This window comes from Rossellomorea sp. GQ25 (assembly GCF_059758515.1).
In genome coordinates, this window is record NZ_JCAXEQ010000005.1 from 46,337 (window position 1) to 61,013 (window position 14,677).

The 14,677-nt window shown below is 39.0% G+C and carries 11 protein-coding genes and 1 riboswitch; of the genes, 2 read left to right on the forward strand and 9 right to left on the reverse strand.

The genetic code is table 11. From position 1 onward, the window contains the following. Nucleotide 1: 1 nt before the first annotated feature. Nucleotides 2-1,354: a TrkH family potassium uptake protein gene (locus AC6CIB_RS15875; RefSeq protein ID WP_498282280.1), complete on the reverse strand. Its 1,353-nt coding sequence runs from the start codon at nucleotides 1,352-1,354 to the stop codon at nucleotides 2-4. A gap of 264 nt (nucleotides 1,355-1,618) precedes the next feature. Between AC6CIB_RS15875 and AC6CIB_RS15880 the strand changes: the two genes are divergently transcribed. Then, nucleotides 1,619-1,819 (forward strand): alpha/beta-type small acid-soluble spore protein, encoded by a 201-nt coding sequence (locus AC6CIB_RS15880; RefSeq protein WP_044337619.1) that lies wholly within the window; start codon nucleotides 1,619-1,621, stop codon nucleotides 1,817-1,819. 80 nt (nucleotides 1,820-1,899) lie between these two features. On the opposite strand, the gene AC6CIB_RS15885 is transcribed toward AC6CIB_RS15880, so the two are convergent. The 7 genes from AC6CIB_RS15885 to AC6CIB_RS15915 all read right to left on the reverse strand — a co-directional run bounded on the left by AC6CIB_RS15885 (nucleotide 1,900) and on the right by AC6CIB_RS15915 (nucleotide 11,310). Next, nucleotides 1,900-2,970, reverse strand: coding sequence for an anti-sigma factor domain-containing protein (locus AC6CIB_RS15885; RefSeq protein ID WP_498282282.1), 1,071 nt, complete (start codon nucleotides 2,968-2,970; stop codon nucleotides 1,900-1,902). Continuing rightward, nucleotides 2,967-3,722 carry an RNA polymerase sigma factor SigI gene (gene sigI / locus AC6CIB_RS15890; protein WP_498282284.1) on the reverse strand — a complete coding sequence of 252 codons (756 nt, stop codon included), beginning with the start codon at nucleotides 3,720-3,722 and terminating at the stop codon, nucleotides 2,967-2,969. Before sigI ends, AC6CIB_RS15885 begins: the two co-directional genes overlap by 4 nt. Before the next feature lie 200 nt (nucleotides 3,723-3,922). After that, on the reverse strand, nucleotides 3,923-5,089 hold the full coding sequence (locus AC6CIB_RS15895; RefSeq protein WP_498282286.1) for a hypothetical protein: 1,167 nt from the start codon (nucleotides 5,087-5,089) through the stop codon (nucleotides 3,923-3,925). Nucleotides 5,090-5,299: 210 nt separating this feature from the next. Next, the gene (locus tag AC6CIB_RS15900; protein ID WP_498282288.1) at nucleotides 5,300-6,091 is read right to left on the reverse strand and encodes a TerC family protein; all 792 of its coding nucleotides are present in this window, start codon (nucleotides 6,089-6,091) and stop codon (nucleotides 5,300-5,302) included. Nucleotides 6,092-6,189: 98 nt separating this feature from the next. Beyond that, nucleotides 6,190-6,288: riboswitch (yybP-ykoY riboswitch) on the reverse strand. Between the two features lie 63 nt (nucleotides 6,289-6,351). Then, nucleotides 6,352-6,813, reverse strand: a complete 462-nt coding sequence (locus tag AC6CIB_RS15905; protein WP_498282290.1) for a hypothetical protein — start codon at nucleotides 6,811-6,813, stop codon at nucleotides 6,352-6,354. A gap of 192 nt (nucleotides 6,814-7,005) precedes the next feature. Then, complete coding sequence (locus AC6CIB_RS15910) at nucleotides 7,006-8,094, reverse strand: SDR family oxidoreductase (protein ID WP_498282292.1); 1,089 nt, start codon at nucleotides 8,092-8,094, stop codon at nucleotides 7,006-7,008. Nucleotides 8,095-8,220: 126 nt separating this feature from the next. Then, complete coding sequence (locus AC6CIB_RS15915) at nucleotides 8,221-11,310, reverse strand: efflux RND transporter permease subunit (protein WP_498282294.1); 3,090 nt, start codon at nucleotides 11,308-11,310, stop codon at nucleotides 8,221-8,223. Between the two features lie 193 nt (nucleotides 11,311-11,503). Here AC6CIB_RS15915 and AC6CIB_RS15920 point away from each other — a divergent pair, with 193 nt between their 5' ends. Then, on the forward strand, nucleotides 11,504-12,376 hold the full coding sequence (locus tag AC6CIB_RS15920; protein WP_498282296.1) for a hypothetical protein: 873 nt from the start codon (nucleotides 11,504-11,506) through the stop codon (nucleotides 12,374-12,376). A 672-nt stretch (nucleotides 12,377-13,048) separates the two neighbouring features. On the opposite strand, the gene nhaC is transcribed toward AC6CIB_RS15920, so the two are convergent. Next, the gene (gene nhaC / locus AC6CIB_RS15925) at nucleotides 13,049-14,455 is read right to left on the reverse strand and encodes a Na+/H+ antiporter NhaC (RefSeq protein WP_498282298.1); all 1,407 of its coding nucleotides are present in this window, start codon (nucleotides 14,453-14,455) and stop codon (nucleotides 13,049-13,051) included. Between the last annotated feature and the right edge of the window lie 222 nt (nucleotides 14,456-14,677).

Genomic DNA, 14,677 nt, shown 5'->3' on the forward strand with positions numbered 1-14,677 from the left:
TCTATCCAATAATGACCCTTTCCTTTGGATAATGATACTTGGTTGTTTTCTCTTTTCCACCTATCATAAACAAGAAAGCGAGTATTCCTACACGACCGATGAACATTAACGCGATAATGATGCACTTCCCTACAGAAGTTAAATCAGAAGTGATCCCTAATGATAAACCCGTTGTTCCAAAGGCCGATGCCACTTCAAAGATTATTTCTATCAGGCTGTGATCTTCTGTAATCGTTAAGATAACGACCGACACAAAACACATAAGAACAGCCACCATCGTAACAACAAGAGATTTAATGATGTCCTGTTCATGTACCTCTCTTCTAAAAACCTTAATCGTTTGATTGCCTCTGGCAAAGTGAAATAAGAACAGGATGTTTAATGCAAAAGTGGTCGTCCTGATTCCACCGCCAACTGAACTTGGGGATGCTCCGATGAACATTAACGCACTCATCACCATTAGAGTCGGAGTGGAAAATTCAGCGACATTCATGGTGGCTAGTCCACCACTCCTAGTGGATGCAGACTGAAATAATGAATAAAAGAAAGATTCATGCCATGTCATCCCGGAAAAAAATTGATCATTTTCGAATAACCAAATAATCAAAGTCCCAAATACCAACAACAGCCCAAAAGTAATGGTTGTAATTTTAGTAAACAAGGAAAAATGATGTTTACTTCGCTGCTTATTCATTAGATAGTCTTTTGTTTCAATCAATACCGGAAATCCAATTGCCCCTAAAGTGAGTAAGATGATTGTGATAAATTGGACAAAATAGTCATTTTTAAAAGGTATGAGTGACTGACCAGTTATATCAAAACCAGCGTTAGTCGTAGCACTTACTGAGGCAAAGAGTCCGTGTATAAATGCTTCCTGCCAGCTTGGATAGTAACTCAGGAAATAGACCCCTAATATAAACGCACCGACTAATTCAATCACAATGATAAGCAATAATATTTGTTTTAATAGATGAACAAGACCTGACAAGTTGGATTGATTTTGATCCATCATAATCAATCGTCGTTCTTTCAAACCAATTTTCTTTCCTACCAAGAGCCAGAAAAAAGTTCCAAGAGTCATGATTCCAATTCCACCGAACTGTAAAACAAATATCAATAAGAAAATCCCTACTGTGTTAAACGTATCCGCAGTACTAATAACAGTTAAGCCGGTTACACTCACGGCACTGACGGAAGTGAAAATAGCATCTATAAAACTCCACTCTGCCCCGGGTTTATGGGCAAATGGTAAGCTCAAAAGAATCGTTGCCACTGTTACAGCGATAAGATAGAAGGTCACTATGACTTGAGCTGGAGTCAATTTATTCAAGTTTAATCTAAGTTTATACCACATATGTATATTTCCCTTTCAAGGTTATTTCCTTTTCTATCTTAATGAATATGTACGAAGAATGAAAGGAAAAATGGATAATTTCCTAATGTTTATTCTTTCTTTAAGGAAAGCAGCTTAAACCATTAAGTATCAGTGATTCATTTCTTCCCATACAAACTATACAATTTCGGCGAAATATTACCATTCATGTTCGAAGAAATAAGACAAATAATAGTACTACTGAAACATCCTTGTTTCAAGTCTATTACTAAGGAGGAAACAACCATGGCTAGAAGCAGTAATAAATTACTCGTTCCTGGTGTTGAACAATACCTTGATCAAGTGAAATATGAAATCGCTCAAGAGTTTGGTGTAACACTCGGATCGGATACAGTAGCTCGCTCTAACGGATCCGTTGGAGGAGAAATTACAAAACGACTGGTTAAACAAGCTCAATCTCAACTTTCCGGACAACAAACTAAATAATATTGGCTTGAGGTAGCTGGTTTCACCAGCTACCTCTTATAAATGAGAACGACCCATTTTTGCAAATGGGCCGCAGTTTTCTAATCTTCTTTATATTTTTTATTATCTTTTCGTTCTTGGTGATCCATTTTCTTTTCTTCGTTGTTATCACGGTTTTCATTGTCTCTGGATTGATCTTTATTACCTTGTTTAGAAGAACCAGTGTGGTTCCCATTGGGCTCATTCCATTTGTTATGGTCAGAGGAATTACCTTTGCCTTGGGATTGTGCAGGTTTTTCTTGAGGCTTATTTTCATTTGGAAGAGGTTTATTATTTTTTGGATGGTTCTCAGGTTTCGCTGGTTTCTGCTTCTTCTCTACAGATGGTAACTCCACATTTTGATTTTCAACCTTTGAATTCTCCTCTTTCTTCATTCCCTCTTTAAGCACATCTTGGTCTTTACTATCTTCTTTAGGATCCCCTGCTGGTTTCGGTGTTTCAACTTTTTCAGTTTCTTGTAATAAGGCCCCTGCAGTCATTCCTTTATCTGAAGCTTTTTCTCTCATTTCCTGCGATGTTTCTTTCACCGTGATGTTCATGTTGTGGTCTGTGCTGTATTCTTGAACAAACTTGTTTATTTCAGCAACCAAATCATCTTCACGCTGACCATTTGAATCCTCAATAAATGATGAGGTGATGAGAACATTTTGATTCTCTTTTAAAAATCCCATTTCTTCACATAAGAGGAAGATTTCCTCTGTCACTTCACCTACATCCATGTTTTCCCAGCCAACTAACTCTTCCAGGAGCACTTTGGCATCTTGATTGTAAGGAGTAATCTTTATCACCTGTTGTTTTTCATTCAATGTCAATTCCATACTTGGATTGATATCGACAGACACATAGGCATATGCCTGGTTACTCTGTAAGAAAGCACTTGAAAACAGGGTGAGGATGACGATTATAGCTGTTAATAATGCAGTTGACACCTTCCAGTTCCATTTAAGAAATGGTTGAGCTGTAGCAGGTTCGTGATGCATGGGAAAGAAAGGTATTTCCTCTCCAATAGCATATTTTTGATTGGGCTGTCTTCTTCCCGTCAGAAATTCCCCTTCTGACGTAATCATAACGAGGACATCACGTTTGATTTCCATAATGATCCCTTTTTTCATATCTCTAACCGCCCTTTTAAGTAATCCCGTAAATACACATAATCTCCTATAAGAATAAGAGTAATGGCAATAATATATTTTCTATTTCTCTCAATTGTTTTTCTACTAACGTTTACCTTTTTCTCTAATTTTTTTATGGGTAATCGTTTCTTTTCAAGAAGGTATTCCAATAATTCTTTGGAATTCACTACCGTTTTAGCAATGTCAATGGCATTCAGTCTTGCATCTTCATGCTTAGGTGATTGTTCGACTAGCTCATGGAAGGATAATTTAAAGTGAGAAAGATGTTCTTGGAAAGAAATGATCTCTTCCCGCCTCTTCTTTCCTTCTTCCTGCTTCCCATATTCATCAACAGAGACAATTTGCTCGATGGTTAAATTAGGGTTCTCTTCATCATCCTCAACCAGACTCATGTCGATGCTCACATCCTGAATCTTCCCGTTTTTTCTGATATAATCAATTACTTTCCGTTTGATGATCACTTCTGAAAAACTGATGATGGAAGATCCCCGATGATGGTTATATTTTAAGATAGCGTCATGAAAGGCAATAAAACCGATGCTAAATTCATCATCACTTTCATAGATATACCGTTTGCAGACTGAAGATACCGTTTTTTTTATAAATGGCTTATAGTCTTCCAGAACAATGTTCAGTAATTGTTCATCACCATTTTGTATTCGTATCGCCATGTCTTCAAGCGTTTGTTTCTTCTTTTGTTTGGCTATTAAAAATAGTAATACATTTAGCATCAGTCTCACTCCATCCTGCACACTATTATACTCATATGATGTTGATTTTAAAAGGATAATAGAGAGGAAGGGGTACTGTTTAAGTAATCTTTACAGATGCATTCAACCCAGCAAATGAAAAATTACTTTAAGTCCAGTATCCCCTTCGAGACTGACGGGCAATTAGAATTCCAGCCTATCCTGTAGCTATTGTTCTATACTTAGTCTTTATTGTGACCCTTGCCGTTTTCTTTTCCGCTTATACTGTTCTGACCCTGGTGTTCTTTCTGTTTTGTAGCTGGCTGATGTTGTTTCTTTTCTTCTTTAACATCATGACGAGCTTGTTTTTCCTCGTTTTTCATTTGTTTACGCACTTCTATTGCTTCTTTTTTCTCTTGCTTTTGTTGCTGCTTTAATTCTTTTTTCGCTTCTTTTTCCACGTGCTGAACTTTTACTGGTGCAGTCTTTGCTGCTTCTGGAGATTCCTTAGTTGTATTTTCAGCTGTATTCTCATCATTTGTTGTATCAGATGGTGCTGGTTCTTCAACTGGAGTTTCAGGATCTTCCATCACCAATTCATCGGATTCTGTTTCTTCTTTAGCATTTGCTTTTTTCGTCCATTTTTCTTCAAACTTCGCAAGCTTTTCGGCTAATTTTAAATAACTTTTTTCAATGTTATTTTGAAGAGCGGCTTTCGCTTTAGGGTTCTTCACTTTTTCCATATTCGTTTTAAGTGAAATGATATTTTGTGACATTAACTCTTCCATTTCAGTCATTTCATCCGATTTTTCTTCGGAATCTGCTTCTTCTAGAGTTCCTTCATCATTACTTTCTTTGGTTTGTTCAGTTTCACTGTTTTTCTCTTCAGTATTCGATTCATCTGCTGTTTCGCCCTCTGACTCTTTCATTGAATCATCGTTAGAAGCTTCTTCATTCTCACCGTGTGGTAATTCCTCTCCAGAGCGTTGAATCATTTCAATGGCATGATTGATTGCTTCGATGGCTTCTTCTTCTTTTCCTTCTTCAAATAAAGCTTCTACTTCAGCAAGTCTTTCTGCTGCATACTCTGCAAGTAATTTCGCTTCTTTCGCATCATCCATCGTAAAGGCCAACTTCACTTTCTCTAGAGCAAGCTTAGCAAAATAGAAGAACTCACCAGGAAGTAATGATGGAGTTTCTGTCTTTTCTAGTTTTTCAATTTCTGTTTTAGCAGAATCAATCATGGCTTCATCATTCACTGTAACTCCCGTACTGCCCTTTTGCTCAATTGTAACCGTGTCGAACGTTTTTTCATCATTATTCGCATAAGCCAATGAACCTGAAAAGCTAATAGATCCTGCTACTAATACAGCTAAAGATGATTTCATTAATTTGGAATGTTTTGTCATATGTACACCTCGGAAGTTAAATTTTTATTAGTCGATCGATCGCCTTATTAAAGGAGTTACGTTAAGAGAATTTTTTTTGAGGGGGTTTATACAAATAAATATTGATAAAGTTCTCAAAAAGGGACCGAATGGTAAGGGGTGGGTAGACATATGATTCTCATAGGAAAAAAGCTAACGTGAATATTTCTCACGTTAGCTTTCGATTATTCTTTATTCTGCTTTGGCTTCTGCTTTGGCTTCTGCTTTGGCTTCTTCCTGTTTTGCTTTCCTGCGTGATAATAAATATCCTCCAACTGACAAAAGGATTAAGACGGTCCAAAAGACGAGCTTCCATGGCTTTGATTCAGGGAAATGGTGATCCAGGATCGCCACATCAGGATGAGCAAGCGTAAAGACAGCCAGCTTCACCCCAACCCAACCAACAATTAAAAACGCCGCTGATTCCAATGTAGGGTATTTCTCCAATAGCTTCACAAACCATGTTGCAGCAAATCGCATGATCACCAATCCGATTATTCCACCAAGGAACATGACGATAAACTGACCGCCGTCAATTCCACCGACATCAAACCATCCGGTTGGCTGCAAAGTAACCGCTAAAGCTACGGCGGCTAACATGGAGTCAACTGCAAAGGCGATGTCTGCAAGCTCCACCTTCAATACCGTCGTCCAGAAACCTGAGCCCTTGTTAGACTCTGACTCAACAATTCCCATGTCTTTCCTCTTTTTAACGAAATGATGAATCGACACATAGAATAAATAGATTGCCCCGATGGCTTGAACCTGCCATACATTCACTAAGAACGAAATGAGAAATAGTGCAGCAAATCTAAATACAAAAGCTCCTAACAGACCATAAAAGAGTGCTTTCTTTCTTTGCTCTACCGGCAGATGTTTAACCATGACTGCCATAACAACTGCATTATCGGCAGCCAGAATTCCTTCAAGACCAACAAGGATGAGCAGTACCCAACCATATTCCAATAACATTGAAGCATCCATTAATGTAAGTCCCTCCTATTTACACAGTTAGTTTTCCAATAGGCAAGGATTTTTATAAAATAAAAAGACCCTTGCCTAAATAAGGCAAAGGTCTTGCTGAGCATAATCATTTATGCCAACAAAGCCGATGGAATCATCCATGAACTGACGACTTTGTTTAGGTATGTCACCTATAGCTACTCCCCTTTGACAGGTAGAAAACGTTTAAGTTGTATACCTGTATTTTACCCCATGAACGATGTTACGTAAAGAAATAAAATTTATTGGATCCTAATCAGGCTCCATCGAATGATTAGGCCCAGGACCACTCCGGGAATCACAAATAACATCGGCAAAAAGATTGGCCCGATAAAATTCCCAAATAAATATATCTTCGGTGAAACCATCAGCCCTACCGTCACCATATAAGCAGACATGACAAAAGGTAAAAATATATAAGGTTCTTCCTTGGTTTGAGCAAGCTTATAAGCATCCCACATGGCAAACATGTAAAGACATGGATAAAACATTAACCATTGATAATTAATTACAGAAGCTGCTTTATGGGTTTCCCCTAAAAAACTATACATAATCCCTTGATTGAAGTTACTTTGGACATTGATGATAATCTCAAGAAGCACAAATAACGTTCCCTTAAACCAAAGTCCAACCAGTAATTGCGGAAAACCAGGGAGAGCAATGCTCCATAGAATTCCTTCTAATTTTGTAATCGAAGTTTTCATGGGCATCCCAGCAAATAGAATAGGCGATGTAGTGAATGAACTATAGGATATATGTACCTGGTCTGATCTTGCGTAAGGGAAAATGACATCTCGAGAATCCTCCTATTGATGCTTCTCCCATTATTTTTACCATTTACCTCCCAATTATTACGAGGATTAAGACACCATCTAACAATCTTCATGAAAACATCCTTAATTAATCTTTACATGTAATTTTTCGTTAGAAGAATGTTCAAGATAAAATTCAACCATTTTTCCAATTTGGCTTGAGAGGGTTGGGCATTGAATGTCAGATCCTCTTAAGTCTTCTTGAGCATTTTGACAATTAAACCTTCCTTCAAGTGTAAAATAATCAAGCGCTTCACGTTCAACCTTCAAATATTTGCGTACAAACCGAAAGCCCAGTGCCCAATTGGAAAGAGACAAGGGAACCCTTCCCCGTGGCTGTTTTTTGTACATATGCCATAAAATCTGTTCATAGACTTCCTTTACCGTCACTGGTTGTGGATCGGTAAGATGATAGGTTTTTCCTGTTCCAATGCCTTCATGGCCGAGGTATATAGAAGCTCGGACGACATATTCGACGGGAACGATATTGATGAGGGCATTACCTCCTCCGAGAAAGGGTATCCAAGGTAAAAACGATAATCGTTTAAACATATTCATAATAAAATACGGACCATCAAACTTAACTGTCTCACCAGTCTTTGAACTTCCTTTAACGATACCGGGACGGATGATCGTAATCGGCAGGAATTCCTTCTGTTCGTCCACTAATACCTCTGCTTCATACTTTGTCTGTTCATAGAAGTTATTAAAGCTATTTGGATACTTCAACTCCTCCTCATATATCTCTCCTTTACGTGTTCCGGCCACAAAGGCAGTAGAGAAATAAACATATCTCTTTAATTGGTGAAGAGTTTTACAGAAAGAATTAACGTGTCGAGTACCTTCGACGTTTACTTTATGTGCAAGATTTTCAGGTACGGCAAGATCATATATGGCAGCTAAATGCCAGACGTACTCCACTGTTTCGCGTATTTCACTTATTTTCCCTTCTGTCATTCCAAGATCAGGTTTTGTAATGTCTCCTTTCACTAAAATAAGGTTGGCTCCTTTGTTTCCTCTCAATTTGCCGACTAATTCCTCTGCTTCTGCAGTCATAGTATCTAAATGAAGCAAGAAGATCGACGATGCCTTCTCTTGACTAATTAATTCTTCCACAATATTAAGACTCAAAAACCCTGGAAACCCCGTGATTAAATATATCCCTTTCTTCATATCGCTTCCCCCCGCTAAGGACTTCTTTCAAAATGGGTAATGAAAAAAGCTAACCTGCAGTCTAAGTTACCTGCTCGATATAAGGAGGTGACTACTTACCTGTCAGGTTAGCACGTTTGATTTTGTCTATTCTTTATTACCGTATGCTTCACGATTTCTCTTCATTCTTCTCGTCTCTTGATCAAAGAAACTGTATACAATCGGAATGACATAAATCGTTAACAGTGTACTGCTTATTAATCCACCAATTACGGCTATACCCATAGGCTGATTGATCTCAGTACCTTCCCCGAGTCCCAGGGCAAGAGGTAACAAGCCAAGTATAGTCGTCAATGCGGTCATTAATATCGGCCGTGCCCGGTCTTGAACCGCTTCAACAATACTATCAAAGCTATTGATTCCTGATTCTTTACGCTGGTTGATGTAATCGACAATCACAATTGCATTGTTTACAACTATGCCTGCCAGGACAATGACACCAATAATCGCTGAAATGCTTATAGGTGTTTGAGTTACCGCCAGCGCTATTGCGACCCCGATGACCATGAGCGGCACTGTAAACATAATGACAAATGGATACTTAAACGATTCAAACTGTGCAGCCATGACCATATAGACAAGAACAATCGCCAGTCCAAGTGCAAGTGCCATATCATCAATGGAGTCTTCCAGTAACTCCCTGTCACCACTGAATGAAACCAGTGTCTCATTCGGAAGTTCCAATGATTCTATTTGCTCGTCAACAGCTTTCGAGATTGCCCCGAGATTGGTAGACGAAGAATACTTCAAAGTGAATTGAACTGCGTGCTGCTGATCGATTCTTTGTATACTGACAGGACCATCTTCTATCGAAAAATCTACTACAGAATTTAATTGAATATATTTTCCTTGTCCATTAGGAATAAGTAGTTTCTTCAGAGAGTCCAGATTTTCAGTAATATTACGGTCATATTGAACTAGTACATTTATGACATCAGAAGTCTCTGTAACCATTTGAGTCGCCAATACACCTCGTGTAACATCTTGTACAAGGGTGCCTATCTGAGCTGGTGCCAACCCTTGTTCGAGAGCTTTGTCACGGTTCACTTTCATTTGGACTTCTTTGACCGTTTCCATTTGATCCGTCGTCACTTCAGATACGTTTTTCATCCCCTTCAAAGAATTGAATAAGGCATCAACAGATTGCTCCAATCGATTTGGATCTGTATCCCTTAAATTGAACGTCAGGGTTTGAGGACTTGAACCTGACGTTGACTGAAGGTTAAAATAAATTTCCGATGAATCATTTACCTTTTTCGCAGCTTTTTCTATCTCAGGTTTTACTTCGTCCGCAAAAGTGAATATGGATCTCCCACGATCCTCTAAAGGTTTCATCTTTACGTACACCTCAGCAATATTCCCTTTTGAACTTCCTCTAAAGGACTCCTCCTGAGTTGTACCGACCAGGCTTACAAAAACATCAACATCTTTTTCCTTTTCAAGCCTATCTTCAATTGCATTTACAACTTTATTCGTCTCTTCCACGGATGCTCCATTATCTAATTCAATTCTCATATTGAAAAACCCTTCATCCGTAGGAGGTAAAAACTGTGTTCCTACCGTCGTTAAGCCGAAACCGCCTGCGACCAGAGTGAGAGCCGTTATAAACAGGACGATAAATCGGTGACGAAGGGCCCACTTGACAGATCTGGCAAATGTTTTCCTGCTTTTTGAGCGCCTGCGCTTCGCTTCGAGATTTCCTTTAGGCTTCTTCAATAATCTGCTTGCTAACATCGGGATCACCGTTAAAGCTACAACGAGCGATGCTAATAAGCTAAAAGAAATGGTTAGGGCAAATTCGGTAAATAATTCACCAAGCAAACCTGAAATAAAGACAACAGGTAAAAACACTGCAACTGTTGTTAAAGTAGATGCCGTAATGGCTCCACCCACTTCTTTGGCTCCGATACTCGCAGCCTCTCTCGGTGTTTTCCCAAGGGAAAGGTGCCGATAAATATTTTCAATTACAACAATGGCATTATCCACAAGCATTCCGATTCCAAGGGCAAGTGCTCCGAGAGTCATGATATTCAAAGCAAAATCAGCAAAGAACATTAAGACAAATGTAACGATAACAGAGTATGGAATCGCCACACCAATGATTAACGGACTCTTTACATTCTTCAAGAATAGAAATAGAACAAGCATGGCAAAAGCCCCTCCAAGGATAAGGGAATTTGCAATATTTCCTATTGCTTGGGTAATATAGTCCCCCTGATCAAAGAGAATGTCTGCTTTGATTGATTTGTATTGATCTTGTTGAAGTAGACGATCCAGCTCATCTTGAAATGCTTTTGAAACAGAAGCCGTGTTTGCGTCGGATTGCTGTAACACACTAAAAAGGATGGCAGATTCCTGATTGGCACGAGTGATCGTATTCGTGTCCTGTTGCTTCTTCTCAACAGCCGCTACTTCTCCAAGGGTAATCTTCTTACCACTTTGAGGATTCACTTGAAGAACCAATTTTTCCAGTTCATCGACGGACTGTAATTCACTCATAACACGGGTGGTTAAGGTTTGTCCATCAGTTTCTATGGTATCCCCAGGTGATGTTACATTATTTGCTCTAATCGTGTTAATTACGTCAGATTGACTTAGACGATTATCTTTCAGCGCTTGTTGATTCAATTCAATGACCACTTCATCCTTGAGTGAACCGGAAACGTTTACATTGGCCACTCCTTCAACCCGGGTTAATTCCAATTTCAAATTCTCGGATAGCGTTTTTAAATTACTTTCCTTCCCCTCTTCACGCAACGAGAATTGAATGATTGGAAATTGGGCCGGATCGAACTTAAGAAACCTGGGATTATCCGCCCCATCCGGGAGTGGGGTTTGATCCATTCTTTGAAGCACATCATTTTCTATCTCATCAATGGAAGTTGTCCATGAAAATTCAAGGAGAATGAAGTTTGAGCCTTCCGTGGAAGTAGATTGGATGTTTTTCATTCCTGGTAAAGTGGACAAGCTTTCTTCCAGTGGCTTAGTCAACTTTTCCACCACTTCTTCAGGACTGGCGCCCGGATAATTGGTCACGACGACCCCAACTGGAGGATTTAGATCAGGAATGAGCTTTAATGGGATTCTCAGGAGGGAAACTCCTCCAAGAATAAGAATGAGCAGCATTGTGACAATGGTGAATACAGGACGGCGTATGGAAAAATCACTAATTTTCAAACGGACGCTCCCCTTTCTATATCTATATCGTACACTACGTCGGAAGCAGTTAATGTTAACTATAGTCTCTTCAGGAAAATCCTTCAATATTAAAGCTTCTACAAGAGAAAATGTTCACAAATTATTCATCTTGATAAATAAATACACCTAATCAGTAAACACTATTTTTATACTGAACGTTAGGAGCATTAGCATGGCGAATTGGGTTCCATTTGTATCCCTTAGTCTTATCAGCATTTTCCTGTTAGTCATAATTGTCGTTAAGAACCGTCATATGTCTGCTCGGATTTTATTATTTTGGCTTTTCATTTCCGGTTTAGCTTATGTATTCGAATATATCATCTTTGTTTTATTTAACAGCTATACGTATCATCCCCATATTTTATCAAATGATTACAATGACAGTGTGTTAGGATCGATTAGTTCTCAGGCCTTTTCAGTGCCAATCGCGCTCACGTATATTGTTGTATATCAGTTAAGAGCAACCCGGATTGCCTTGATCATTGGCTTATTCTTTCTCATTGAAACATGCTTCACCTATTCAAGTTTGTACGATCACCATTGGTGGCAATCGTATTACACATCATTTTTCTTAATCATTTCTGTCCTTCTGTCTAAAGCGTGGTGGAAACTGCTTGAAGATGATCCTAATCACTATGTACTATTCATTACCTTGTTTTTTGCTCTGTCGACCGTCTCTCTTTCATTCACCTGGATTCTTTCATCCCTTTTGGAACTATATATCATCCCATTGAATCATTTCTCTAATCATACACGGGACTTGATTGCTGGAAATGCGATGTACATTTGGTTTACCACCTACTTTTATACACTGGTCATCTTCTTTAGAAATAAGGATAAGCAATATGCACTATTGACCATCCTTTTCTTGTTAACCATAGAAATATTCATGATCCAAGAAGGTGTGTTGCTATTAAAGGGCCCAATCATGCTGATGGTTCTTCCACTTTTTCATTTTTCTGTGATTGCAATAGGCGGATATTATTACAATCATTATTTACCAAATTATGTTGAAATCAAACGAAAAGGACTGCCCTCTGGATAATTCATCTTTTAGAAAGAGATCCGATGAATGACCAGGACAGTCCTTTTTTATTTTCTTATAGGCTCTTTTAGTAAAATTTGTATTTTAGATGAGTGTAGGAAGAATCATGGACCGTTCCTTTCCGCTCCAGGCACAAGATTCCTCGGGGAGGAAGTCGAGCCTCCTCGACGTTCCGTCTGTGGGGTCTCGACTTTCCTCTATCTCCCGCAGGAGTCAAGTGCCTTCCGCTACAATCCACTCTGTGCTTCTACATTTTGACTTCCTAATAACGGATAGACAAATACAAAAAAAGCTCCTATTGTAGATATGTTAGCGTTTGTTCCCAAAACAAACTATCTACAAAGGAGCACAAAATTAACCTCATTATGATAGCTCAAAAATCAGTTATTAGTCAATGTTTATCGTTATTACCCACCAAGGATTTAACTTGTTTTTTGACACCTTTTAGCTCTGTCACTAAAAATCTCTTAAAGATGGTGAGGGGAACTGCGTAGACTCCGGCGGATTTTGGCGTGCCGAGACCCCGTTCGGCTCAGCTGAGGCGGCTCGGCCGAAAGTCCGCGGAAAGCGGGGCAGTTTCCCTCACATCCAACTCACACTAATTGACAGAGCCCAAGCAGACCTTATGTTAACAAACAACAACCTTTGCGAAAAGAGGCTTCTTATAAAATGTTAGTTTGATGCAATTGGATTCGTTTCAGTTTGTTCTTTTTCAATGGTCCAGCCGGTAAATCCATAAAGAATGGTTATGACAGGAGAAATGAGACAAAAGATTGCAAACGGTAAATACTCTAGCGTGGCGACACCTAATACATCAGTTAAGAAGATACCACATACACTCCATGGCACTAACGGGTTAATGACCGTTCCAGCATCTTCTAACGTACGTGATAAGTTTTTAGGATGTAACCCAAGCTTCTTATATTGAGATTGAAAGGCTTCTCCCGTTAGCAGGATGGACAGGTACTGCTCCCCTACTACCAGATTTATACCAATGGCCGATAGAGCCGTTGAAAGAATCGTTCTTCTTCCTGATTGAAGGATCGTTGAAACTTTATTAAGCAACACAGGAATAATACCAAGCTTAAATAATAATCCACCGAGGCTTAAAGAGAGAATGACAAGGGAAATCGTAAACATCATGCTGTTCACTCCTCCTCTAGTTAAAAGTGAGTCGATGGATTCCACCCCTGTATTGGATTCAAATCCTGAAAATAACACCTGAAACAGTTCACTTAGCTTCATAGATCCATGTAAGAACGAAAGGCCAATTGAGACAACTATATTGATTGCAAGTGTTAGTAATGCAGGGATCTTAAATACGATGAGAACAATTAGGAATAATACAGGAATGAGACTGTACCAATGAATCAGACCTGTTTGATCCAAGCCATCCTGTAACGATTTCAGCTGTGTTAAGTTGACATCACTTGTTTCCGGTGATAAAAACCCAAAAACGATGAGTGTAATCATGAATGCAGGAACAGTTGTCCAGGCCATGTTACGAATATGAGTAAATAAATCTACCTTCACAATAGAAGAAGCAAGGTTCGTTGTGTCTGATAATGGCGACATTTTATCTCCAAAAAAAGCTCCTGAAACTATCGCTCCTGCTGTGATACTCATGGACAGTCCCATCGCCTCACCAATTCCGATAAGTGCCACACCAATGGTTGCCGCCGTCGTCAATGAACTTCCAATCACGATACCGCTCAAGGAAGTAAGCAAAAAGGCAATCGCATAAAAGTAATGGGGTGATACAAATTCAAATCCATAAAACATCAAAGTGGGAATGGTTCCACTGAGTAACCAACTGCTCACAAGAATACCAATAAAGAAAAAGAGTAAAATAGCTCCTAAGCCACCTTGTGCCCCAACGATCATTCCCTGTTCAATCTCTTTAAATTTCACTTTGCGACAAAGACCATACACCATCAAAAAGAAGAGTGATAGGATAATGGGAATATGGGGGACTGATTCGAGCCCAATAATACTGCCACTAATAATCCCCAGTACAGCGAGCAATATCGCTGATGCTTCTATAACTTTTGGTTTGTTTACGCTTTGAATGTTTAACATAGTAACACTTCCTTCTCTAAGTTGAAATCGATGAATTGGAATAGAAAGAACAACAAAAAGAACCCTCCATCCCGAATAGGGACGAAGAGTTCTCCGCGTTACCACCCTAATTGGAATAAACCTATTGTCATACATTCCCACTACTTATTCACTACTATTCATGAATAATTGACAATAGGTTTATTCCCACTTCATAAAGGTTTGTCCCTGGATAAATCCTCA